The 21,614-nt window shown below is 64.3% G+C and carries 27 protein-coding genes and 2 tRNA genes; 13 read left to right on the top strand and 16 right to left on the bottom strand.

Annotation, left to right across the window (positions count from 1 at the left end):
* Position 1 precedes the first annotated feature (1 nt).
* On the bottom strand, positions 2-307 hold the full coding sequence (locus tag QZZ02_RS14810; protein ID WP_291845542.1) for a YggT family protein: 306 nt from the start codon (positions 305-307) through the stop codon (positions 2-4).
* 113 nt (positions 308-420) lie between these two features.
* Here QZZ02_RS14810 and QZZ02_RS14805 point away from each other — a divergent pair.
* Positions 421-496 (top strand) — tRNA-Ala (locus tag QZZ02_RS14805).
* Between the two features lie 190 nt (positions 497-686).
* Here QZZ02_RS14805 and QZZ02_RS14800 read toward each other — a convergent pair.
* Positions 687-1,103: a response regulator gene (locus tag QZZ02_RS14800; RefSeq protein WP_291845540.1), complete on the bottom strand. Its 417-nt coding sequence runs from the start codon at positions 1,101-1,103 to the stop codon at positions 687-689.
* Between the two features lie 227 nt (positions 1,104-1,330).
* Here QZZ02_RS14800 and QZZ02_RS14795 point away from each other — a divergent pair, with 227 nt between their 5' ends.
* Positions 1,331-1,942, top strand: a complete 612-nt coding sequence (locus QZZ02_RS14795; protein ID WP_291845539.1) for a helix-turn-helix transcriptional regulator — start codon at positions 1,331-1,333, stop codon at positions 1,940-1,942.
* A 59-nt stretch (positions 1,943-2,001) separates the two neighbouring features.
* The gene (locus tag QZZ02_RS14790; protein ID WP_291845537.1) at positions 2,002-2,451 is read left to right on the top strand and encodes a hypothetical protein; all 450 of its coding nucleotides are present in this window, start codon (positions 2,002-2,004) and stop codon (positions 2,449-2,451) included.
* A 13-nt stretch (positions 2,452-2,464) separates the two neighbouring features.
* Here the strand turns inward: QZZ02_RS14790 and QZZ02_RS14785 are convergent, their stop codons facing one another.
* Both QZZ02_RS14785 and bioB read right to left on the bottom strand, forming a co-directional pair.
* Positions 2,465-2,749 (bottom strand): 4a-hydroxytetrahydrobiopterin dehydratase, encoded by a 285-nt coding sequence (locus QZZ02_RS14785; protein ID WP_366511549.1) that lies wholly within the window; start codon positions 2,747-2,749, stop codon positions 2,465-2,467.
* A gap of 14 nt (positions 2,750-2,763) precedes the next feature.
* Entirely contained in the window at positions 2,764-3,768 is a 1,005-nt protein-coding gene (gene bioB / locus QZZ02_RS14780) for a biotin synthase BioB (protein WP_291845533.1), read from the bottom strand.
* A gap of 61 nt (positions 3,769-3,829) precedes the next feature.
* On the opposite strand from bioB, the gene QZZ02_RS14775 reads away from it, so the two are divergent.
* Positions 3,830-4,180 carry a VanZ family protein gene (locus QZZ02_RS14775; protein WP_291845531.1) on the top strand — a complete coding sequence of 117 codons (351 nt, stop codon included), beginning with the start codon at positions 3,830-3,832 and terminating at the stop codon, positions 4,178-4,180.
* A 59-nt stretch (positions 4,181-4,239) separates the two neighbouring features.
* Here the strand turns inward: QZZ02_RS14775 and QZZ02_RS14770 are convergent, their stop codons facing one another.
* Positions 4,240-5,691 carry a sodium:alanine symporter family protein gene (locus QZZ02_RS14770; protein WP_366511548.1) on the bottom strand — a complete coding sequence of 484 codons (1,452 nt, stop codon included), beginning with the start codon at positions 5,689-5,691 and terminating at the stop codon, positions 4,240-4,242.
* A gap of 155 nt (positions 5,692-5,846) precedes the next feature.
* Here QZZ02_RS14770 and QZZ02_RS14765 point away from each other — a divergent pair, with 155 nt between their 5' ends.
* Positions 5,847-7,184 (top strand): S41 family peptidase, encoded by a 1,338-nt coding sequence (locus QZZ02_RS14765; protein WP_291845527.1) that lies wholly within the window; start codon positions 5,847-5,849, stop codon positions 7,182-7,184.
* On the opposite strand, the gene QZZ02_RS14760 is transcribed toward QZZ02_RS14765, so the two are convergent.
* Together QZZ02_RS14760 and QZZ02_RS14755 are read right to left on the bottom strand one after the other, a co-directional pair.
* Positions 7,185-7,739 carry a molybdopterin-dependent oxidoreductase gene (locus tag QZZ02_RS14760; protein ID WP_291845526.1) on the bottom strand — a complete coding sequence of 185 codons (555 nt, stop codon included), beginning with the start codon at positions 7,737-7,739 and terminating at the stop codon, positions 7,185-7,187.
* A gap of 50 nt (positions 7,740-7,789) precedes the next feature.
* Positions 7,790-8,698: a GNAT family N-acetyltransferase gene (locus tag QZZ02_RS14755; protein ID WP_291845525.1), complete on the bottom strand. Its 909-nt coding sequence runs from the start codon at positions 8,696-8,698 to the stop codon at positions 7,790-7,792.
* Positions 8,699-8,759: 61 nt separating this feature from the next.
* Between QZZ02_RS14755 and QZZ02_RS14750 the strand changes: the two genes are divergently transcribed.
* Both QZZ02_RS14750 and QZZ02_RS14745 read left to right on the top strand, forming a co-directional pair.
* Positions 8,760-8,942: a hypothetical protein gene (locus tag QZZ02_RS14750; RefSeq protein WP_291845523.1), complete on the top strand. Its 183-nt coding sequence runs from the start codon at positions 8,760-8,762 to the stop codon at positions 8,940-8,942.
* 92 nt (positions 8,943-9,034) lie between these two features.
* Positions 9,035-9,514: a nuclear transport factor 2 family protein gene (locus tag QZZ02_RS14745; RefSeq protein WP_291845522.1), complete on the top strand. Its 480-nt coding sequence runs from the start codon at positions 9,035-9,037 to the stop codon at positions 9,512-9,514.
* 507 nt (positions 9,515-10,021) lie between these two features.
* Here the strand turns inward: QZZ02_RS14745 and QZZ02_RS14740 are convergent.
* The 5 genes from QZZ02_RS14740 to QZZ02_RS14720 all read right to left on the bottom strand — a co-directional run bounded on the left by QZZ02_RS14740 (position 10,022) and on the right by QZZ02_RS14720 (position 12,498).
* Positions 10,022-10,098 (bottom strand) — tRNA-Arg (locus QZZ02_RS14740).
* A gap of 97 nt (positions 10,099-10,195) precedes the next feature.
* On the bottom strand, positions 10,196-10,606 hold the full coding sequence (locus tag QZZ02_RS14735; protein WP_291845521.1) for a hypothetical protein: 411 nt from the start codon (positions 10,604-10,606) through the stop codon (positions 10,196-10,198).
* Positions 10,603-10,908 carry an autorepressor SdpR family transcription factor gene (locus QZZ02_RS14730; RefSeq protein ID WP_291845520.1) on the bottom strand — a complete coding sequence of 102 codons (306 nt, stop codon included), beginning with the start codon at positions 10,906-10,908 and terminating at the stop codon, positions 10,603-10,605. The genes QZZ02_RS14735 and QZZ02_RS14730 overlap by 4 nt, the downstream gene beginning before the upstream one ends.
* A 117-nt stretch (positions 10,909-11,025) precedes the next feature.
* Positions 11,026-11,400, bottom strand: coding sequence for a hypothetical protein (locus QZZ02_RS14725; RefSeq protein WP_291845519.1), 375 nt, complete (start codon positions 11,398-11,400; stop codon positions 11,026-11,028).
* Positions 11,401-11,538: 138 nt separating this feature from the next.
* Positions 11,539-12,498, bottom strand: coding sequence for an ABC transporter ATP-binding protein (locus tag QZZ02_RS14720; RefSeq protein WP_291845518.1), 960 nt, complete (start codon positions 12,496-12,498; stop codon positions 11,539-11,541).
* Between the two features lie 91 nt (positions 12,499-12,589).
* Between QZZ02_RS14720 and QZZ02_RS14715 the strand changes: the two genes are divergently transcribed.
* Complete coding sequence (locus QZZ02_RS14715; protein WP_291845516.1) at positions 12,590-12,787, top strand: zinc-finger domain-containing protein; 198 nt, start codon at positions 12,590-12,592, stop codon at positions 12,785-12,787.
* A gap of 52 nt (positions 12,788-12,839) precedes the next feature.
* Entirely contained in the window at positions 12,840-14,399 is a 1,560-nt protein-coding gene (locus tag QZZ02_RS14710; protein ID WP_291845515.1) for an SLC13 family permease, read from the top strand.
* Between the two features lie 485 nt (positions 14,400-14,884).
* On the opposite strand, the gene QZZ02_RS14705 is transcribed toward QZZ02_RS14710, so the two are convergent.
* Genes QZZ02_RS14705 through QZZ02_RS14690 form a run of 4 tightly spaced genes read right to left on the bottom strand, consistent with a single transcriptional unit; the run spans position 14,885 to position 18,301 of the window.
* Positions 14,885-15,388: a hypothetical protein gene (locus tag QZZ02_RS14705; RefSeq protein WP_291845514.1), complete on the bottom strand. Its 504-nt coding sequence runs from the start codon at positions 15,386-15,388 to the stop codon at positions 14,885-14,887.
* 57 nt (positions 15,389-15,445) lie between these two features.
* Complete coding sequence (locus QZZ02_RS14700; protein WP_291845513.1) at positions 15,446-15,985, bottom strand: DUF1254 domain-containing protein; 540 nt, start codon at positions 15,983-15,985, stop codon at positions 15,446-15,448.
* Positions 15,982-16,554, bottom strand: a complete 573-nt coding sequence (locus QZZ02_RS14695; protein WP_291845512.1) for a DUF1214 domain-containing protein — start codon at positions 16,552-16,554, stop codon at positions 15,982-15,984. The genes QZZ02_RS14700 and QZZ02_RS14695 overlap by 4 nt, the downstream gene beginning before the upstream one ends.
* Positions 16,555-16,600: 46 nt before the next feature.
* Positions 16,601-18,301 carry a hypothetical protein gene (locus tag QZZ02_RS14690; protein ID WP_291845511.1) on the bottom strand — a complete coding sequence of 567 codons (1,701 nt, stop codon included), beginning with the start codon at positions 18,299-18,301 and terminating at the stop codon, positions 16,601-16,603.
* Between the two features lie 168 nt (positions 18,302-18,469).
* On the opposite strand from QZZ02_RS14690, the gene QZZ02_RS14685 reads away from it, so the two are divergent.
* The 4 genes from QZZ02_RS14685 to QZZ02_RS14670 all read left to right on the top strand — a co-directional run bounded on the left by QZZ02_RS14685 (position 18,470) and on the right by QZZ02_RS14670 (position 21,558).
* The gene (locus QZZ02_RS14685; protein WP_291845509.1) at positions 18,470-19,180 is read left to right on the top strand and encodes a response regulator transcription factor; all 711 of its coding nucleotides are present in this window, start codon (positions 18,470-18,472) and stop codon (positions 19,178-19,180) included.
* A gap of 13 nt (positions 19,181-19,193) precedes the next feature.
* A complete protein-coding gene (locus QZZ02_RS14680) occupies positions 19,194-20,813 on the top strand; it encodes a stimulus-sensing domain-containing protein (RefSeq protein WP_291845508.1) in 1,620 nt (539 codons plus the stop codon).
* Positions 20,814-20,878: 65 nt separating this feature from the next.
* On the top strand, positions 20,879-21,286 hold the full coding sequence (locus tag QZZ02_RS14675) for a PTS sugar transporter subunit IIA (protein ID WP_291845507.1): 408 nt from the start codon (positions 20,879-20,881) through the stop codon (positions 21,284-21,286).
* Positions 21,283-21,558, top strand: coding sequence for an HPr family phosphocarrier protein (locus tag QZZ02_RS14670; RefSeq protein WP_291845506.1), 276 nt, complete (start codon positions 21,283-21,285; stop codon positions 21,556-21,558). The genes QZZ02_RS14675 and QZZ02_RS14670 overlap by 4 nt, the downstream gene beginning before the upstream one ends.
* Positions 21,559-21,614: the final 56 nt, after the last annotated feature.

Raw genomic sequence — 21,614 nt, 5'->3', positions numbered from 1 at the left:
GTCAGAGAGCCACATAGATCCGCGGCAGCAGCCAGCCACGGATGAACATCAGCGCCAGGAGCAGGACGAGTGGCGAGAAATCCATCCCGCCGATCGGCGGCAGGACGCGCCGGATCGGGCGCAGGACCGGTTCGGTCAGGGAATGCGTCAACCGCCAGATCATGCTCACCAGCTGGTTGCTGGTGTTCACGACGTTGAAATTCACAAGCCAGCTCAGGATGATTCCGAGGATGATGACGATGTAGAAGAGAAAGAGAATTGGATCGACGAAATAGGTGATCAGGGCTTGTCCGAGGGACTGGTTCATTGCGCTCTCGCTTGCGTTCCGCGTTTGGTCCTGTGTAGCGCGAGCCGTCCGGATAGGTCCAGATGTGGATGCTTGACAGTGCAGCACCGGAAAAGTACCTGCCTGCTTGGTTCGGGGCCGTAGCTCAGTTGGGAGAGCGCGTCGTTCGCAATGACGAGGTCAGGGGTTCGATTCCCCTCGGCTCCACCATCTTCCCGATCTCACGGCAGTCCGCTTCGCGGACGCCTCCGACGGGGCGGCCTGACCGGCCGGCGCGCGGTCGCGCTTGCGAACCCTGCGGGTTCGGGGCTCGCGTGCCGGGTTCCCTTTCACCTTGATCACGCCGCAGCCTGCTCGGCGCGCTTGGCCGGCCGGGCGATCTGGCCGCAGGCAGCCGCACTCACCCAATGAGCTGCGGCATGGCGCCGGCGAGGCGGGCGAGGTCTTGGACGAGTTTGCGGAAATCCTGTTGACGGGCCGGTTTCTCGACGGCGCCGACCACACTCCCGAACGCCCGTGCCGGACCCAGCATGTCGCCGGTCTCGCTCATCACCATGACGGGGATATTGCGCAGGCCGGGCGTGTCATCGAGTCCGCGCAGCAACCAGATCCCGTCGCCCGGGCTCATGCACATGTCGAGCAGGATGCAAACCGGCAGCTTGGGCGGATCACCAACCTGGCGGCACCGCAGCAGATCGAGCGCCGCCTCGCCGGAACGGGCCACCTCAAGCCGGACTTCCCCGGAATAGCGCTCGAAAGCGGACCGGACCAGTTCGACATCATCCTCGCAGTCCTCGACCAGCAATACGGTCTTCATGCCGACGCCCCTGCTCCCCGGACCCGCCTGACCACTGCCAGATCGTTCCCGGACCTTTCCCTTTCCCGTTCCCGTTCCCGCGACCGGCGCCGTCGCGTGCAGCGTTTGAGCTTGAGGTTGCCACGATTGACGGAGGTGCGCCTGTGTTCCAGCTCACACCCGGCGGGATTTTTGCCTTGCCTGCCGGCCGCACCGATTTAGATCTGATTCCGAAAAGGCTTGGTCGGATGGGGACGATTTTGGACTGGGGCAAGGCATTGCGGGCCCATCGGGCGCGCACGGGCATCAATCAACAAAGCCTGGCCGATCAACTCGGTATCAGCCAGCCGCAGGTCTCGCGGATCGAGGCCGGCACGGCGGAGCCGCGCGACGATGTGACCAGCGCTATCCGCGCCCTGCTGGAACGCCCGAACAATCGCAGCCTGTTCGACGGACTGATGGCGGCCATACAATTCAGCCCGCATGTGATCTGTCTCGTCCAGCTGGCCGGCGACAATGTCCGCTATGTCGCGCTGTCGCGCGGATTTCGCGAACACCCGCAATTCCGCCGCATCGAAGTCGGGCAGACTGTTCGCAAGGACGCCAGCCGGAACGGCGAGGTCCTTTTGCTCGACACCATTGGATCCGGCATATTCGATGGCGAGATCACGGCCATTGATGCGGTCTGGATCACCGAGACCGACCAGCATCACAATCATTGGCAAGGCATCATGACGCCAATCCGGTCTGCCGAGGGCGGCTGGTATCTGCACTGCGCCATGAAGGCGCTTGATGCCGACGCCTATGCCGACCTGCTGGCAAACCGCGAGACGCCGCTGGTCCTGCACACGCTCCACTGAGTGCCATCACCCGATGCAGCAGGAACGCTTCCTTTACCGCCGCCTGCTATCACGATGGGATGACACGATACGCGCTTTTCCTGCCTGGACTGCTCGGCCTGCTTCTGGCCATCGCCCTGCCGGTCACGCCGGCCCTGGCCTCACCGCCGGCCGAAGAGTCGTCGGACGAAAGTCGCCACCGCTCGCTCACCTCGTCGGATACCTATATGCCGCTGCCGCCGCTGACCGCGACCGTGCAGTCCAATAACCGGGCGCAGGGATTGATGCAGATCGAAGCCGGGCTGGAAATTTCCGATACCCGGTTGCGGCGTCGCGTCGAGATGTACATGCCGCGCCTGCGCAACGCCTATCTCTCGGCCCTGTCGATCTATACCGGCATGCATTACCGCTATGGCGACGTGCCGGACGCCGACCGGATTTCCCAGATACTGCAGGAAGCAACCGACATGACGCTGGGCCAGGAGGGCGCCGACATCCTGATCGGCATGATCATCATCCACGGCGACTGACCCGGCCTGACCGCTAGCCGGCGATGGAATCCATGAAGCCGGCCAGTTCCAGATCAAGACCCGTCACCCCGCCGGCATCATGCGTGGCAAGCGTGACATCGACCTTGTTCCAGACATTGAACCATTCAGGGTGATGATTCATCGCCTCTGCCCTGACCGCGACACGGCTCATGAAGCCCCAGGCCTGGTTGAAATCGGCGAACTCAAAGGTCTTGCAAATGGCATCGCGGCCATCCACGGCCTGCCAGCCTGACAGCTTCGCCAAGGCAGCCTGGGCTCCGATCCGTTCCATTGTCATCGCTCTGCCCCTGCCTATTCCGCCGGAACCGAACCGGTGGCGCCCAGGGTCATCGGCTCGATGCCGAGCGCCTTGAACAGGTCAAAATCCTCATGCCGCTCCGGATTCGGCGTGGTCAGCAATTCCTCGCCGACGAAAATCGAATTGGCGCCTGCCAGGAAGCACAGCGCCTGCAGCTCGCGGCTCATGCCCTCGCGCCCGGCTGACAGGCGGACCATGGAACGCGGCATCAGGATGCGGGCGGTCGCGATGGTGCGGACAAAGTCGATCCCGTCGAGCGGCTTGCTGTCGCCCAGCGGCGTGTCCGGCACGGCAACGAGATGGTTGATCGGCACGCTTTCGGGATGCGGGTCCATCGAGGCGAGCTCGGTGAGCAGGCCGATCCGCGCCGCCTCGTCCTCGCCCATGCCGACAATCCCGCCGGTGCAGACATGGATGCCGGCGCCGCGGACGCGGGACAGCGTGTCGAGACGGTCCTGATAGGTCCGGGTCGAGATGACGCGGCCATAATCTTCCGGTGCGGTGTCGAGATTGTGGTTGTAATAGTCGAGGCCGGCATCGCGCAGGCGTTCCGCCTGGCCATCACCCAGCATGCCGAGCGTGACACAGGTTTCCATGCCGAGCGATTTGACGCCCTCGATCATGGCACAGACCTTGTCCTCGTCACGCGGCTTCAGCTCGCGCCAGGCCGCGCCCATGCAGAACCGCGTCGCGCCGCCATCCTTGGCCTTTTTTGCCGCACTCATGACATCATCCAGCGGCATCAGCTTGGAGGCCGCCAGCCCGGTGTCGAAATGGGCCGACTGGTTGCAATAGCCGCAGTCCTCTGCACAGCCCCCCGTCTTGATCGACAGGAGCTGGCTGGTCTGCACCTGGTTGGCCGGGTGGCATCGCCTGTGCACGGACTGCGCCGCGAAGATGAGATCATTGAACGGCGCGCGATAGATTTCACCCGCGCTTTCGCGGGTCCAGTCTGTACGGACCTGCGTCAGTTGGTCGATATCGTTGAGAAGGCTCATGGAAGATCAGTCCCGAAAAATGTCACCGGAAACTAGGAAGACCGGCGCGCCGCGTCCAGACATGACACTGCGCTGGGCTGCCCGCATCCTGTTTGTGGTTGCCATTGTGCTCATCACCGACCTCGCGCTGCAACCGGGAAGCGCTTTGCCGCCGCGCCTGTTCGGTTCGGACAAGGTCGAGCATTTCGGCGCCTTTCTGGTGCTTGCCGTGCTCGCCCGCATCGCCTGGCCAGAACTGCCCCGATGGGTCGGGCTGTTGATTCTGGTCGGATATGGCGGTGCCATCGAATGGCTGCAGGGGCAGGGCGACGCCGGCCGCACCGCTTCGCTGGCCGACCTGGTGGCCGATACGATCGGCGTTCTGGCCGGCCTCGGACTGGCCCGGCTGGCCGGCCGCAACCCGCGGCACTGACGGTGCAAACAAAAAGGGCCCTGCCAAGGCAGGGCCCTTTCCCGTTCGGATCAGCCGATTCAGCTCGACGATGTCTCGCCACTGGTCTCGGCACCCTTTTCCAGCTTGTCGAAATAGGCCTTGGTCATCTTGAAGACCAAGGGTGAAAGCACGAGCAGCGCGATGAGGTTCGGCGCAGCCATGAGTCCGGTCAGCGTGTCCGTTGTGAGCCAGACCGTGTTCATCAGCTGGGTGACGTTATCACCGGCATAGAGCAGGAAGGTGGCGCCCAGGATCATCGCGATCCAGGCCAGGCGGAAGGGAAGAATGATCTTCTCGCCCAACAGATACTCCGCACAGCGCTCGCCATAGTAGGACCAGCCGAGAATGGTGGTGAAGGCGAACAGGGCCAGGGCCCAGGTCACGAAGTGATCGCCGAAGCCCGGCAGCGCGTCGGCAAAGGCTGCCGTTGTGATGCGGGCGCCGGTATCGCAGATTTCCGGAACATTGCCGCCCATGGCGATCAGCCCGGCATCACATTCGGTCGGAATGACGCCCGAGGTGAGAATGGCCAGGCCCGTGATCGAACACACCATGATGGTGTCGATAAAGGTGCCCAGCATGGCAATGATGCCCTGATCAACCGGATCATTGTTCTGGGCCGCAGCATGGGCGATCGGCGCCGATCCCTGACCGGCCTCGTTCGAGAAGATGCCACGCGCCACGCCGCGTTGCATGGCCAGCATGAGGAGCGCGCCCGAAAAGCCGCCGGCCGCGGCACCGAAGCCGAAAGCATGCGAAAAAATGCTGGCAAATGCGGCGGGAACCGCCTCGATATTGATGATGACAACCACCAGGCCGAGGGCGATATAGGTGATCGCCATGGCCGGCACGACCTTCTCGGCCACGCTGGCGATCCGCTTGATGCCGCCCAGGATGACCATGCCGGCCAGGAGGGCGATCACACCACCGGTGATGTAGTATTCGACGCCATAGGTGTCGCCGACCGTGCGAACGACCTCGGCGGTCTGGATCGCATTGCCGGTGCCCAGGCCTGCCATGACACCGAAGAAGGCAAACAGGCCACCCAGCCAGATCCACTTCTTGCCCATGCCGTTCTTGATGTAATACATCGGTCCACCGACCCGCCGGCCATCCGCATCGACTTCCCGGAACTTAACCGCGAGAACGCCTTCGGAAAACTTGGTGGCCATGCCGACCAGCGCGGTCATCCACATCCAGAACAGGGCGCCGGGACCACCGATCGCGATGGCCACCGCAACACCGGCGATATTGCCGGTACCGATGGTTGAGGACAGGGCCGTCATCAAGGCCTGGAAAGGCGTCACATCCCCCTCGCCTTCCGCCTTGCGCCCCTTCATCAGCTCGCCGAAGGCGAAACCGATCTTGCGCAGGGGCATGAAGCCCAAGCCGATGGTCAAATACACGCCGGTGCCGAGCAGAAGCAGCAACATCGGCGGCCCCCACACGAAGCCGTTGACCAAATCGACGTACCCAGAAATGACGTCCATGCCGTTCCCCATTTGATTGCTGGGCGCACATTAGGAAGTTGTCGCGGGGTGTGGAAAGGGTTTTCTGCGCCTGGATGTCAGCATCATGAGCAGGAATTAAGTTGAGCCGCCGCGCGTTTGCACAAAGCTTGCACGCGAAGATGCGGAGCATTGTTATGATCAAATCCATCCTGACGAGCCTGGTTGTCAGCCTTGCACTCGCTGGCTTTTCTCTTCCCGCCACAGCACAAACACCGATCGCGGCGTCTGCGCGGGAAGTTGCGGTCAACGATCTGGCGCAGATTATCGAGGACGAGTTCTTCGACGCCGAGCGTGCGGCCGCGATTGCCGCCGGATTGCGGGCTGCACAGGACGATGGCGCGTTCTCGGCGCTGTCCGACCATGAAGCGCTCGCCACTGCGCTGACCGCGCGGTTGGCCGAAGAGGACCGGCATTTCGGGGTCAATTATATCGGCCCGGAGGCCGCCGCCGCAGCCATGTCCGGTCCGCGAGACCCGCAGGCCGGCGAGCGCAGGGAGCGACCGGCGGACCGGTGGGCGCCCTTGCGCCGGCAGAATTTCGGCTTTGCCAAGGTGGAGATCCTGGCAGGCAATATCGGCTATATCGACCTGCGCATGTTTGCCCCTATCGAAGGGGCGGAACAGACCGCACGCGCCGCCCTCGAATTCGTCGCCGGTACTGACGCCGTGATCTTCGACGTGCGCCAGAATGGCGGCGGCGCCCCCTCGATGGTGCAGTATCTCATCAGCCATTTTCTCGAGCCGGGGGGCGATACGCTGATCAATACCTTCGTCTCACGTGACCTGGACTATCCCAACCAGCTCTGGTCCCTGCCGTCTCACCCCGCCGGTCACCGACCCGACGTGCCACTCTACGTGCTGACCAGCGCCCGCACCGGCTCGGCCGGCGAGGCCTTTCCCTATCACCTGCAGGCGCTTGAACGGGCGACGCTGATCGGGGAGACAACCTACGGCGCCGGCAATCCCGGCGGGACCTTCCTCACCGAAAGCGGCTTCTCGATCTTCGTGTCGACGGGTTCGGCGCGCAATCCGATCACCGGGACAAACTGGGAAGGCACGGGCGTCACCCCGCACATCGAAACCTCCGCTGATACGGCTCTCGATACCGCGCTGGCCCATGCCTATGGCGCCCTGCTGGAGCGCGATGTGGATGAAGGCGCCCGGCGCACGCTGAGCTGGGCGCTTGAGGCGCTGAATGCCAATGCCGCGCCGGTCAGCCTCTCCGAGGCGGAGCTGGCCCGCTATGTCGGCAGCTACGGCATTCGCGGTTTCACCATCGAGGACGGCCGGCTGATGTACAGCCGGGACGGTCGGCCGGGCGCTGCCCTGCAACCCCTCGGCGACCATCGTTTCCGGCTTGCCGGGGACGACAATGCCCGCTTTGTCTTCGTGGTGGACGGATCCGGACCGGCCAGCCGCTTGGACCTGCATCTCGGCGATGGCCGGGTGCTGGGCAATGCCCGCACCGACTGATCAGTCGGGCAGGACCTCGATCGCGAAGACCCCGAAGACCCAGTCGTCATCGCTCATCGCGTCAAGCGCCGGATCGGTGCCGCGAGGCCAGACCAGCATGGCCGGCCCGCGGCCCCCGATCCCCAGCGGCTGATCATCCTGGTAAAGCGCCAGGATGGCGTTGTGCTGCATGTAGGCCTCGGCCGGGATATCCCGCTGATAACCGTCCAGCGCCGTCACCCGGATGGTCTGCGCGGCACCTCCGGCAAAGCCGAGCACGTCGCGCAAGCGTGGGCCGGCAAAGGCATGAAGCGGCCCTTCCGCGGGAAAATCGGTCGTCATGACAAGCGTTTCGAACCTTGCCAGCTCGTCCGCCGAGAGGCCGAGCGCGCGCTCGAACGTCAGGCCGTAGGAGGCAAACAGCGGTTCGGCCGTGGCGTCGAGCGCGCCGCGATCCGTTTGGGTGATCGCTCCGAAGACGGTCACGAGGTCGGGTCCGCGAGGCGCGGCAGTCGGCGTCGGCTGGCAGGCCATGACGGCGAGCACAGCGAAAGGGGTCATCCACTTGAAAGGCATGGCCAGCTCTCCGGGCGTGGTAATGGCAGTATCGGTTTGCGCGCCTCAGCCTACAGGAAGGTGCCGGCCAATGTCGTCACCCGTCCGCCTGTGCCGATCTTGAAGCGGGCAATGCCGGCGCCATGCACGGTGTTGACGCCGCCCAGGTCGAGCTGCCGGACACCGCGCTCGCGCAGGCGGACGACCGCCTCCCAGAGCAGGCGGTTATGGGCGCCGCGCGGGGCAGCCTCATGGTCCAGCCAGCCAATCTGGTAGGTCGCTGCGCATCCATGCACGAGAAACAGCATCGCCGCCTGCCTCTGCTTGCCGGCATCGACCCGCAGGACCATGAGGCTGTCGCGGTCCTGCCGCGCGGCGACATATTCCGGGACCAGCGCGGCCGGTGTGGCGCGATACCCACGGGCCGCGCGCTGGCCTTCCTCGCTGTCGAGCAGCCAGCGGTACTGCGCCGGCTTGGTGCCGCCCAGAACCGCTTCAACGCCCCGCTTTTCTGCCGTGTTGAGGGCATTGCGCCATTTCTGCTCCAGACCAGCCCGGATGGCCTCGAGGGGTTGGTCCAGGTCGAGGATCACGGTGGAATACCCGGTCATGACCCGGCTCATCCTGCGCGCACCGGCATCGGTCTCGGCGTCCGGCGTGAACATCACGACCCGCGGCCAGCCCTGACCGAGACCCCGCTTGAGCGCGGCATAAGAAGCGGCACGGGTCGTCTCGGACACGGCCTCCAGCCACACGGGCCCGCGTGTGCACAAAGCCATGCTTACCAGCCCGCCAATCTTGCGAGCCGTGAACTGGGCAAGCGCGATGAGGACCCCGTCCTCGACCAGGCCGGCCCGGATCACCCGTCCACCCAGACGCTCAACGGCCTCGCCGTAACTCCAGTCCTGCTGAAGCGCGGCGGGATGAGCCGTCAGCGCCAGGTCCCAGGTCGGCCGAGGGATGTCGAGATCGATCTGCATGAGACGAAGCGTTAGGGAAATCCGGTTAACGAGAGTTAAGCATGGCGCAAGGGAGGCTGTGATGTTCGGCAAACGACCACAGACCGTGATGGGGCACCGCATCGCAGAACCGCGTCCGACGCTGATGGCGGTCTGGCTCTGCTTCCTCTATGTCGGCGTCCCGCTGCTGGTGATTACGGGCCTTCTTGACCTGGCCATGCAGCTCGTGTTCGGGGTTTGCACCGGCCTGTGGTGCCTCCACTAGCGCGGTCACAGCACCATGATGCACCGATTTCGCACGACAGCCGGACCGGTGCGTGCTTGATTGAGCGCCGAAAATCTCTGGGGGAGAATATCATGAAACACATTCTGGCAGCGCTGTCCGTCCTTGCGATCGCCGCCTGCACACCGGCACCTGCCTCAACGGATCAGGCGGCCGCAGAATCGACCGCGGTTGCGGAAGCCATTTACACGGCATTCGCAGCCGGCGATGTTCCCGCCTTTGCCGCCTTGCTCCATCCGGAAATCGTCTGGAATGAGGCCGAGAATTACCCCTATGCCGACAACAATCCCTATATCGGCCCGGATGCTGTCCTGAGCGGCGTCATCGGTCGCGCGGTGACCGAATGGGAGGGCTTCTCCGCCACGCCGGACAGCATGATTGCCCAGGGCAATCGCGTCGCCGTCACCGGCCGCTATACCGGCACCTTCCTGGCCACGGGCGAGCCCATGGATGCCCAGTTCGTCCACATCTGGACCGTCCAGGGCGGCCAGGCCATCGCTTTCCAGCAATACGCCGACACCTGGCAGGCTCGCCATGCGAGCGGTATGGAATAACAAGTCTCAGGGCAGTCAAGGGCCGACGTCCGACAGCGGTGCCAGTTCGAACCCGCGGGGTTCGCAAGCACGGCCGCACGCCGGGCGGTCAGCCCGCCCGGATGGAGGCGTCCGCCGCCTGGACTGCCGTGAAACAAGGAAAACCGGGCAACTTGAAGGCGAGACTTCACACCCCGCAGCCCTGAGCGCGTTCCATGTGAGCATCGACCCCGGCACCGAAGACGGCATCCGGCGCGGGTCGAGCGGAACGGGAACAAGGGAAAAATGGCGCACCTCGCGGGATCAGATCCACACCCTGCAGCCCTGAGCGCGTTCCATGTGAGCATCGACCCCGGCACCGAAGACGGTATCCGGCTCGGGTCGAGCGGAACGGGAACAAGGGAAAAACGGCGCACCTTAGAGGCGCCATTTCGAACCCAACGGGTTCGCAAGCGCGACTGCGCGCCGGCCGGCCAGGCCGCCCCATCGGAGGCGCGAGCGAAGCGAGTTGCCGTGAGATCAAGGAAATGGCGCACCCAAGAGGATTCGAACCTCTGACCTCTGCCTTCGGAGGGCAGCGCTCTATCCAGCTGAGCTATGGGTGCGTTGAACGCGAACCCATAGCCGATGCGGTTGCGGTGCGCAACGCGGCTTTGCGCCTGCGGTTCAGCGAGGCGGGCCGCTTGCAGGCGGCAGAGGGCGTCAGCCCTGATCCGGGGTCTCGCGCCGGGCGACAATGGCATAGGCGACCCGGACCAGTCCGGCAATCAGGGCCGCAATCACAGCCGCCATCGACAGCGTGCTGGCCAGGTCGAGCGGCGCGACGAGCCAGGCCCCGGCATGGACAAGGCCACCGATCACCAGGGCCAATCCGAAGAAGCGCTGCGCGGCCATCAATCCGGGATTGCCCTCGCAGGCCGGATCGGCGTCGGCCGGACGCTTGCCGGTCGCATTGCCAAACAGGACCAGAACCAGTCCGATCAGGGCCTGGACCACCCGGTCCGGCATTTCCGGCCCGACCCAGTCGAAACCGGCCAGAAGCGACAGCCCGTAAGCGGTGATGAGGAGAATGGCGGCGAGGGCCAGCGATCCTTTGATCGAGCGGGTGATCATGGCAATTCCTTTTCTTTCGCGGGACGCCCGGACGCCCGGTTTTCGCCGAAGCCGAACGCGCTGGCAAAGCCGAGCAGGGCCTCTTCGAGAACGGAGACATTGAGATGGTAGATGACCGACTTGCCCGTTTTTTGGGTCGAGACCAGTCCTGCGGTGCGCAACACGCTGAAATGCGCCGACATGGTTGGTTTCGAGACCGGAAAGGCCTCGGCCAGATCGCCCGCCGAGCGTGGTCCTGACTTCAGGATTCGCAGGACTTCCCGGCGGGTCGGGTCGGACAGGGCTTTGAAGATATCCGTCATGAAAAGATAATTAGCTAATCATCAAACTAATGTCAATGGCAGAGATGGAAATGCGCTCAGGACGGGATCCGGAGCGCCCTGTTTGTGGGTGGCCTGCTTGTGGGTTGAATGCCCGGCTCAGGCGAGACCGATGTCGTCAGCCCCGTCATCCATGTCGCCGGAATTACGGCGTCCGCCAAGATCATCGCCGTCTGTATCGTCACGGCGGCGGCGGCCATCCTTGGCCTGGGAGTACCCGGTCAGCCCGACGCCCCAGTCGCGATCGAATCCGTCGACCCCGCGATTGCGGAACCGGACCTTGCGGCCCGGGCGCATCAGCCAGCCATAGAGCCAGATCGACGCGATGGCGCTGACAAGAATCAGGATGAGGGCAAAGCCGGCGCCCGTTTCACCTTGCGGGTGCAGGAAAATGCCGAAAAACCAGGCAAGGGCAACGAACAAAGGCGCGCTCACCGAAATGGCGAAGAACCTGCGGATGAAGTGAGTGCGCATGATGACCCCCCTGGGTTTGATTTCGTGACTGCCGGCCCTCCTTTGGCCACCGACAGATTGCCCTGAAATCATGCCCAAAAAGGGGCAGGCCGGGCGGGACCGCACAGCCACCCGTCCCGGCTGACAGGCTTCGTCCGGTCAGGCATCCTGACGGTTATAGGTCAGCGCAAGGAAGACATCCTCCAGATCGGCTTCCTCGGTGCGCAAGTCCTCGATACGGCCCCCGGCGGCGCGGAATTTCTCGATCATCTCGGCGACCGATTGCTGTCCATATCGATAGGTGATCGCCAGCGCCCCGTCGGCCCGGATCTCCGCATCATATTCGGACAACTCAGCCGGCACGGCAGTCAGGGGCTCGGCTGGCTCGATCACCAGCGTCTTGGAATCCATGCGTTTCAGGAGGGTTTCCTTGGGTTCGCAGGCAATGACCTGACCGTGATCGATAATGGCGATCTGGTCGCACAACTCCTGCGCCTCCTCGAGATAGTGCGTGGTCAGGACGATGGTGGTGCCGCGTGCATGAAGCTCGCGCACATAGTCCCAGAGCTGGCGGCGCAGTTCGATGTCCACCCCGGCGGTCGGTTCGTCGAGCACCAGGATGGGTGGCGTGTGGACCATGGCCTTGGCCACCAGCAGGCGCCGCTTCATGCCGCCGGAAAGCTGGCGGACATAGGCATTTCGCTTGTCGGTGAGGCCGACCGCTTCGAGCAGCTCGTCCGTTTTCCGCTCGGCCTTGGGCACGCCATAGAAGCCGGCCATCAGTTCCAGCGTCTCATGGGGCGTGAAGAAGACATCCATGTTGATTTCCTGCGGCACCACCCCGATGGCGGCACGCGCGGCGCGGCTGTCCTGGTCGATGTCGATACCCCAGGTCCGGGCAGTCCCGCCGGTCTTTTTCACCAGACCGGCAAAGATGTTGATGAAGGTCGACTTGCCGGCCCCGTTGGGACCCAGGAGGCCGAAGATCGAGCCGCGCGGCACTTTCAGATCAATGCCCTTCAGCGCGACTTTCGGCTCAGCGAGCTTGGAACCGCGATAGGTCTTCTTCAGGCCGATGGCTTCGAGCGCGTAATCAGGGAGGGAGGAGCTGTCGGACATGTCGCCTCGGAATTGACGGATGAGGGCCAAAGGCCATAACTAGGCCCCACACTTAGGGATCGTCATTCATCCTGTCCATGAGGGCTTGTCCATGGCCGACGCCGCCAATTCGATACCGCCGTCCGAAATCATCGTCACCGATCAGCATCGCTTGGCTTGCGATGGCGGCGGCGGGGCGCTGGGACATCCGCGCGTCTATCTGGAAATGGGCCAGGATGACTTCGTGGAATGCCCCTATTGCGACCGCCGCTTCGTGAGGGCCGGTTCGGCCGAAGACCCCAAGGCCTGACGCACCGCGCCAGGGCTTCGGAGTTCAGAGCAGACGGCTGGGGAGGCGTTCTGTGCCAGACACTGACACGCCAGACATTGACACGCCAGACAACGAAAACCCGCCCGACAGCGGCGGCAAGTCACTGTCCCAGATCATCGGGCTCTTCCTCGGGATCGCCCTGGCGGTCCTCCTGCAGGTCCTGCCGCTGCCCGAGGGGTTGAGCCGGGAAGCCTGGCTGCTCGCCTCGCTGGCCGTGCTGATGGCGGTGTGGTGGGCGACCGAAGCCATCCCGATTGCCGCCACCGCCCTTATCCCGATGGCACTTTTTCCGCTGCTCGGCATTGCCAGCCAGGGCGCCTCGACGGCGCCCTATGCCAGCACCATTGTCATGCTGTTGCTCGGCGGCTTCATCGTCGCCCTGTCGATCGAGCGCTGGAACCTGCACACCCGGATCGCGCTCAATATTGTCGGCGGCTTCGGCGGCCGACCGGCAGCCCTGATTGCCGGCTTCATGATCGCCTCGGCCCTGTTGTCGATGTGGATCTCCAACACCGCGACCACGCTGATGATGATCCCGATCGCCCTGCGCGTGGCCAAAGAGGTCGAGCGTGAGGGCGTCAGCTCGAAATTCTTTGCTCCGGCCCTGGCGCTGGGTGTCGCCTACGCCGCTTCGATCGGCGGCATGGCGACCCCGGTGGGCACGCCGACCAATCTCATTGGCATCGGCTATCTGCAGAACGAGTTCGGGATTTCCATCGATTTCGCGACCTGGATGGGCATCGGTCTGCCGATCGTCATCCTGCTGATCCCGGCCGCCTGGTTCGTGCTGACGCGGCTTGCCTTCGACCTGAAGGGCGACGGCGACAGCCGGGCCGCCAGGGACCTGGTCCGCACCGAGCTCGCCGGCCTTGGCCGCATGACCCGTCCGGAATGGCGGGTCGCCCTCCTTTTCGGCACCGTCGCCATCCTGTGGATGGGCCGGGTCCTGCCCGGCGAACTGATCGGCCAACCTGGCATGGATTGGGGCTGGAATCCGCTGCTCGCCTGGCTGGCTGACGCGCTCGACATGCCGGTCACCCTGTCGCTCGGCAATACACAGATCGCGGTCATGGGCGCGCTGGCGACTTTCCTGGTACCGGCCGGCGATCGTGGCGCGCGCAGGGGCGAGATGCTGATGAACTGGGAAGGCCTTGCCCGCCTGCCCTGGAATGTCGTCATCCTGTTCGGCGGCGGGCTTTCGCTCGCGGCGGCCCTGTCCTCGACAGGCCTGGCCGACTGGCTGGGCGGACAGATGGGCTTTCTCACCGACATGCCGGTCCCGCTCCTCCTGCTGGTCTTCGTGACGCTGGTGGTCTTCCTGACCGAGCTGACCTCCAATGTCGCCACCACCACCGCCTTCCTGCCCGTGCTCGGCGTGATCGCGGTCGAAGCCGGTGTGCCGCCCGAGCATCTCGTCGTCCCGGTCGCGATCGCCGCCTCGACCGCCTTCATGCTGCCCGTCGCGACCGCTCCCAACGCCATCGTCTATGCCTCCGGCGCCGTGACCCAGCTGCAGATGATGAAAACCGGTGTCCGCATCAATTTCCTCGCCATCGCGATCATCGCCGGATTGTCGGTCCTGCTGGGCTGAGCCACTCCCGAGGCGCGGACAGGCTCCGCACCCTTCCGGGCACACGTGACCGGGTTCGTGCCTCCCGTCCCGAAAACCATGAGCATCATCGGGCATGGCCGAGGGGGTGCGGACAAGTTTGGTGCATTTTTTTGATCAAGCGCATTTCCCTCTCCCCCGGGAGAGGGTCAGGGTGAGGGGTAAATCCCGGTGGCGGCCGAACAAATCCCCCTCATCCAACCCTTCGGGCCACCGCCGCCCGAGGAGAAGGAAGGAGGGCACAAACGGGATTAACGCCCCCTTTTCTTCCCCACGATGTGGGGAGGAAAGGACGTGCCGGCCACTGCGCGCCACACCTCACCGTCCCAAACACATTTTCCCCGCCGCAGCCCCGCAAGAGCGGGGCGGACAGACGGGACTTGCCGACCCATCCGGCGAGCGGTTTGGCTCCCGTCGGTCCCGGACGGCGCGGCGCGCCTCCGGGTAGGATGAGACGGGAGTCCTGTTCAATCAAACGCTGCTTCGACCGGCCAGTCCTCGCTTTCAGTCCGCCACAGGATGGCGGCGATCTTCCACGCGCCGTCGATCTTGAACAGGGTGATGAAGTTGACCCCGATCAGGAAAACCTCGCCGGTGACCCCGTTGACACCTTCATAGGCCGAGCGGGCATAGGCGATCTCGCCCCATTGGGTGATGTCGGTGCGGGTGGCGCGTTCGGTGAAGCCGTTTTCGACCAGCCAGGGGCCGGAGCGCTCGATATAATCATCCAGCGTGATCACGCTGCCGGCACCATTGCCGCTCTGGCCGGCGCCCACGGCGCCCATCGCGGCGCCCTCCATGAAAAGCTCGCGCATGGCGTCGAAATCGCGGGCCTCGCCGACCGGTCCGGAAATCACCGCATAGAGCGCGTCGATCCGGGCCTCGATGGCGGCGGTCTCGTCAGTCTGCGCCGTCGCGGGGGCGATAATGGCGGCAGATGCGGCAAATGCCGCGAGGATGGTCTGTTTCATGGGGCTCCCCAGCTTTACTCGGGCGTCAGCCTCGCCAAGCGGTACGTGCGAGGCAAGTTACTGATCGGACAGCTGCGAACAGGTGAAGCCCTGACGTTCGGCTTCGGCGGCCGCAAGATCTGTGTTCGCGTCGATCACGCGGCGATAGAGGATGAGACCGGTTCGGGTCGGGGCCACAAAGCTCAGGTCCGCGTCTTCCGGGACATAAGACTCGAAACGTTCGATGAGCGCGATCGAAGTTGCTGCGCTTCCGACATCCCGGTCACTCACCGCCGCGAAGTTATTCGTGTTGGCATCGTAAAAACTGACCGAGGCATAATTCCCGTCATCCGGCCAGGGCGCATCAATGCGCAGCGGGCCGTCAGACAGGTCATAAAGGCAGACCGAGTACAAAATATCCGGGCTGGCGCGGACGATTGTCTGGTTTTCGGCCGTGACCGGCGGGGCATGACGGACCATCCCGGTCGCACCGCCGAGGGCTTCGATCCGATCCATGGCGCGCGACATGATCACGCCGGGCATGACGGTCAGGGTGATGCCCAGACCGAGGATGAGACCGAGGACAAAGGGCAAAAAGGGCAGGCCGCGCCGCGTCATGTCTCGCCCTCGCAGCTGATGCGGTCAATCCGGGGGAAGGTCAGGGTGTCCAGATCATCCAGCACGACGGGGTCGGGATGATAGAGGCGCAGGGTCAGGGAGAAGAGACCGGCATTGTTGGTGACGATTGCGCCGGTTTCATCCTGTCCCACCGGGATGATGACGTGGCCGCTCGCATCGGTGCGGGCCGTCGTCTGGCTGACGGCATGGCGGTTTCGTCCGTTGCGCGGCAGGAAGCTGTCCTCGTCATATATGGTGAGCGACCACCAGCGCGTCGGCGGCATCGCGCCGACCACCTCGTAGGCACATCGCTCGGTGAGGTTATGTCCCTCACTGTCGCGTGTGGCAGTGAAATAGACCGCTTCCTCCCGGCTCAGGGCCAGCAGGCCGCGGCGGGCCACCAGTGAGCGAACAAGCGGATTGGCGTCGGGCGAGCCGATATTCGGATTGCTGACCCAGGCCCCGTTATGGACGCCGCCAATCTCGCCGGGGCTGAAGGCCAGTGCGACCGCCATGACGGCCCCGGCGATCAGTCCGAGAAAGAAGGTGATGAGATGGCGCAATGTCATGCCGCAAGCCTAGACAGATTGCCGGGCTCAGCCAAAGCCAAATTGGTCAGGCGGCCTTGGCGTGCATGTGGGTGAGTTCCTGCAGCATGCCCTGGATCTGGCGCAGCTTGGCGCGACCATCCTCGGCCTGGGCCTCGGAAAGTCCGACGGCGGATTTCAGATGGCGCAGGGCGCGAGCCTGGGCATCGGCCGAGCAATTGCCGATTGGCAGGGCGCCGCCGGTTGCCAGGCGCAAGAGCCCGGTCGCCTTGTCGAGCGCCGGCCGGTCGCCGGCTTCGACCAGGTTGAGGATCTTGCTGTCGTCGACGATCTTCATGCCGAGCGTGTCGAAACTGGCCGCCAGCTCCAGCTTGTCGCGGGCCGGGTATGATCCCTTGAGAATTCGGGCTTGTTGGGCGGCCAGTTTGGCCAGGCGTTCCAGCGGCTTGGCATCGCCGCGGACATACCAGGCGTCGGCCTGGTTCGAACCAAGTGTCGAGCGGATATAGCCGGCCAGCTTCTGCTTGTTGGCCTCGCCGACCAGGTTTTCCTCAAGCGCGATCAGGCGGTCGAGATCCTCGTCGGCGCCGCGCGAATGGCGCAGCAATTCGTCGATGATTTCCGGCTGCAACAGGCGGGCCGAGCGCGAGGCGAAGGCCTTGATCAGCGCGTCAGCCGGCAGGGTGCTGTCGGCGCAGATGACGAGGCGGCTCGCCAGGTCACGGGCGAGGCGGACCTCGTCGCGGACGCTTGTTGGGCGCAGGCGCTTGGGGCGCTCAAGCCCCTTGAGGATATTGGTCGCGATGATCGCGCGGCAGGCCGGAAATTCCCGGCCATGGATCTTGCGGGCAAGGCGCTTCGCGGCGCTGGGGGCCAGACTGAGGGCATCGGCGGAATGGTCGCCATCGAACAGGCAGGCGAGGCGTTCCAGTGTCTCGCCGAGATCCTTGCAGCTGCCAAGCAGGGCTTCGCGGCCGGCATCAAAGGCGATGACCTCGGCGATATAGTGATCGACCTCATCAAGTGCGAAGCTGCGGACCTCGGCGTCCTCGGGCAGGCTGTCGCCCATGTCGAGCAGGGCTTCCAGCTTGTCGCCATACTTCTTTTCATGGCGCAGCCGGTCGGCCATGGCGGCGCGAAGCGAATAGGCACGGCGGTCGCTCTGGTGGATTTCGGAGGCGATATCCGCGAATTTCGCCTTCTCGGGATATTCGGGCAGCTTGCTGTTGCGGCCGTCCTGATAGATCCGGTTGAGCGATTTCTGGACCAGCTCGTTGAGCTGTTTGACATAGCCATGCACGCCGGCATCGCTGTCATTGGCCGACGCGATGGCGACCTTCTGGACGGCGTGCTGCAATTCCGTCCCCGAAGCTTCCAGGCTTTCCACCAGATCGGGGCGGTGCAGGAGCTCCATCGGGATCGCCTGGACCCGCTCCAGCCAGCCGGTCAGCACCCGGCGGATCGTGTCGCGGGCATGGGGCTTGGACAGGTCATCCGGGGTGAGGCAGGGCAGGCGCGCCTCGCCGGTCTTTTCCTTTTCGACACCCATGGTCTCGGCGCCGCCTTCGAAAATCGGCACGGAGCGGAATTTGCGGTGTTCCTTGTCGAAGGTTTCCTTGGTGACTCGGACCGAGGCATCCTTGTTCTTGGCGATCAGCGAATGGGCCAGGCGGATGGCTGGGTCGCGCTCATCACGCGCCTCGCTGAGGGCCCAGCCTGACTTGCGGTTTTTCTTGAAAAAGACTTCGTAATGGACGTCGCCGGACATGCACCAACTCCCCTGGAGCCTTATTCATGGCACAAAGAGGCTTAAAACCGGGTGAACCATGCTCCTGATTCATCAAGGGAGCTTGGCGTGTCGGCCCGGCCGCGGCTATGGTTCCTGCACGCGGATCAATTCCGGCCCGATTTGTTCAGGCCAACGCGCGGAGATGGCATGGCAACGATTGCACTCGTGGATGATGATGAAAACATCATCACATCGGTTTCGATCTTTCTCGAAGGAGAGGGATATCATGTGCGGACCTATAATGACGGGGCCTCCGCGCTGACCGCCCTGACCGAGGATCCGCCGGACCTTGGGATTTTCGACATCAAGATGCCGCGCATGGACGGTCTGGAACTGCTGCGCCGCCTGCGTCAGTCCTCCAACCTGCCGGTCATCTTCCTGACCTCCAAGGATGACGAGTTCGACGAAGCGCTCGGACTCAATCTCGGTGCCGATGACTATATCGCCAAGCCCTTCTCCCAGCGCCTTCTGGGCGAGCGGGTCAAGGCCGTGCTTCGCCGCGCCCGCCTGTCCGGTGATCCGGTCGGCACGATCGGCCTGGAGCCCGGCGACAGCAAACCGCTGGAACGTGGCAGCCTGTTGCTCGATCCAAACCGCCATGCCTGTTCCTGGAAGGGCGAGCCGGTTCGCCTGACCGTTACGGAATTCCTGATCCTGCAGGCCCTGGCGACCCGTCCGGGCTATGTGAAAAGCCGCGACAACCTGATGGACGCGGCCTATGACGACCAGGTCTATGTCGACGACCGGACGATCGACAGCCACATCAAGCGCATCCGAAAGAAATTCCGGGAATCCGACAAGCGTTTCGACGCAATCGAGACGCTCTACGGCGTGGGTTACCGCTATAAAGAAGACTGAGACCAGCTCCGCGATGACGGGTCTGCGGCGTATCGGTGCCCGGCTGCGCAGTCTGGCGCCCCGCCCGTCTTCGCGTCTGGCCCAGCTGATCCTGATGGCGAATTTCGTCGCCTTGGGCGTGCTCGTCGTGGGCATGCTGGCGCTGACGGAAACCCGCCGCGGCCTGGTCAATGCCAAGCTGGATTCCCTGCGGGCCCAGGGCGAGCTGATCGCCAATGTGCTGGCCGAAGGCGCATCGGACGGCGCGCCGGCGCCCGCCCTGCGCAATGAGGATGCCCGAGCCATCCTGCGCCAGCTCTATGTGCCAGAGGAATCCCGCGTCATCGTCTTTGACAAGGGCGCCGCCATTGTCGCCGACAGCCATCTGCTGGCGGATGTGTTCGAGACCACACAATTGCCGCCGCCCGGCACCCAGCGTGCGCCGATCGCCGACGGTGCCCGTTCGCTCCCGGTACAGCTTCTCGATGCCCTGGCCAATCTGTTGCGGTCATCGGAAGAGCGCGAGGCGATGGGCCGGAACCTGCGGGATGAAGTCCGACAGGTGATCAATGGCGGGACCGTGGGCGGAGTCCGACGCGAGGCCGATGGTCGCCGGGTCGTCTCGGTTTCACTGCCGATCCAGCCGGTGCGGGCCATCGTCGGCGTGGTGACAATCGAGAGTTATGATCTCGACACGCTGATCGAGGCCGAACGACGCGCCCTCCTGCCTTTCATGATCATTGCGGCGCTGGTGACGGCCATGTCCTCGCTGGCGCTGACCGTCTTCATCGCCCGGCCGATCCGGCGGCTGGCCCGGGCCGCGCGCGAGGCGCGCCGGGCCGGTGGCCGACGCGTGACCATGCCGGACCTGCGCAGCCGCAATGACGAGATTGGCGAGCTCGGCGTCGCCCTGTCGGACATGACCGAGGCGCTCTATGACCGGCTCGACGCCATCGAGCGCTTCGCGGCCGATGTTGCCCATGAGCTCAAGAATCCGCTGACATCGATCCGCTCCGCCGTTGAAGTCCTGCCCAAGGCGAAGGATGACGAACGGCGCGACCGCCTTCTCGCGGTGATCAGCGCTGATGTTGGTCGTCTTGATCGGTTGATCACCGATATCTCCCGGGCGTCCCGGGTTGACGCCGAACTGGCGCGCGAGGATGTCAGTCGCTTCGATCTCGCCGAATTGCTCGGTGATCTCGCCATGTCGTATAATGAGGCGGGCGACAAGCCGGCCTCGATCCGCGTCGACCGCCAGCTTCGCTCTGCGCTCGTCATCGGCCGGGGCGATCCGCTGGGCCAGGTCTTCCGCAACCTCCTCGACAATGCGCTGACCTTCTCGCCGGACGGCGCCGAGATCCTGGTCTCCCTGCGGCGCGGCCAGATGGAGGGGCGACCCAGCCTCAAGATTCATGTCGACGACCAGGGGCCGGGAATTCCCGAGGACAATCTCGAGGCCGTGTTCGATCGTTTCTATACTGACCGCCCGAAAGGCGCCGCCTTCGGTACGCATTCCGGCCTCGGGCTGGCGATCTCGCGGCAGATCGTCAAGGCGCACGGTGGCACCGTGGTGGCGCGGAACCGCCGCAACCAGGCAGGCGAGGTGATCGGTGCCCGCTTCACTGTCGAGCTGCCGGCGGCCGAGCCCGACTGACAAATTGAGCGTCTCGTTGCAAAAAGACGCTTCCCCCCCAACTCAAGCCGCGTTTAGATGACAGCATGATCGGAGTCGTCGTCGTCAGTCATGGCCGTTTGGCCGATGAATTTGTCGCTGCCACGGAGCACGTGGTGGGCCCCATGGATGCGTTCCTTGCTGTATGCATTGGGCCGGACGATGACATGGAAAAGCGCCGTGATGACATCAAGCAGGCAATCGAGGATGCCGATCGCGGCGAGGGCGTGCTGATCCTGACCGACATGTTCGGCGGCACCCCCTCCAATCTCGCCATCTCGCTGCTCGAACCGGGCAAGGTCGAAGTGATCGCCGGCGTGAACCTGCCGATGCTGATCAAGCTGGCGGAAGCCCGCTCGCGAGCGGATCTCGACAGCCTTTCGCGGATGGGCGAGGACGCCGGCAAGCGCTATATCGCGATCGCATCCGATGTGCTTGAAGGTGCCGGCAAGTGACGAAAGTCGCGCGCAAGGTCACAATCTGCAATGCGCGCGGCCTTCACGCCCGTGCGGCTGCGAAATTCGTCGAACTGGCCCAGGGATTTGATGCCACGATCCATGTTTCGCGCGATGGCGAGACGGTAAATGCCGATTCGATCATGGAATTGTTGATGCTGGCTGCGGCCAAGGGCTCGGTGATCGCCATCGAGTCCGAGGGCCCGGACGCCGAGCAGGCCGCCGACAGGCTGACCGAGCTGGTCGAGGCGCGTTTCCACGAAGACGAATAGCCTGCTGCAAGGGTGGGCAGCCGGTCTGGCGGTCAAGCCGCATAAAAAAGCCCGCC

This window comes from Maricaulis sp. (assembly GCF_015665295.1).
GTDB lineage: Bacteria > Pseudomonadota > Alphaproteobacteria > Caulobacterales > Maricaulaceae > Maricaulis.
Note: the sequence above shows the minus strand (reverse complement) of the source record. Positions and strands in the feature narration are given on the sequence as shown.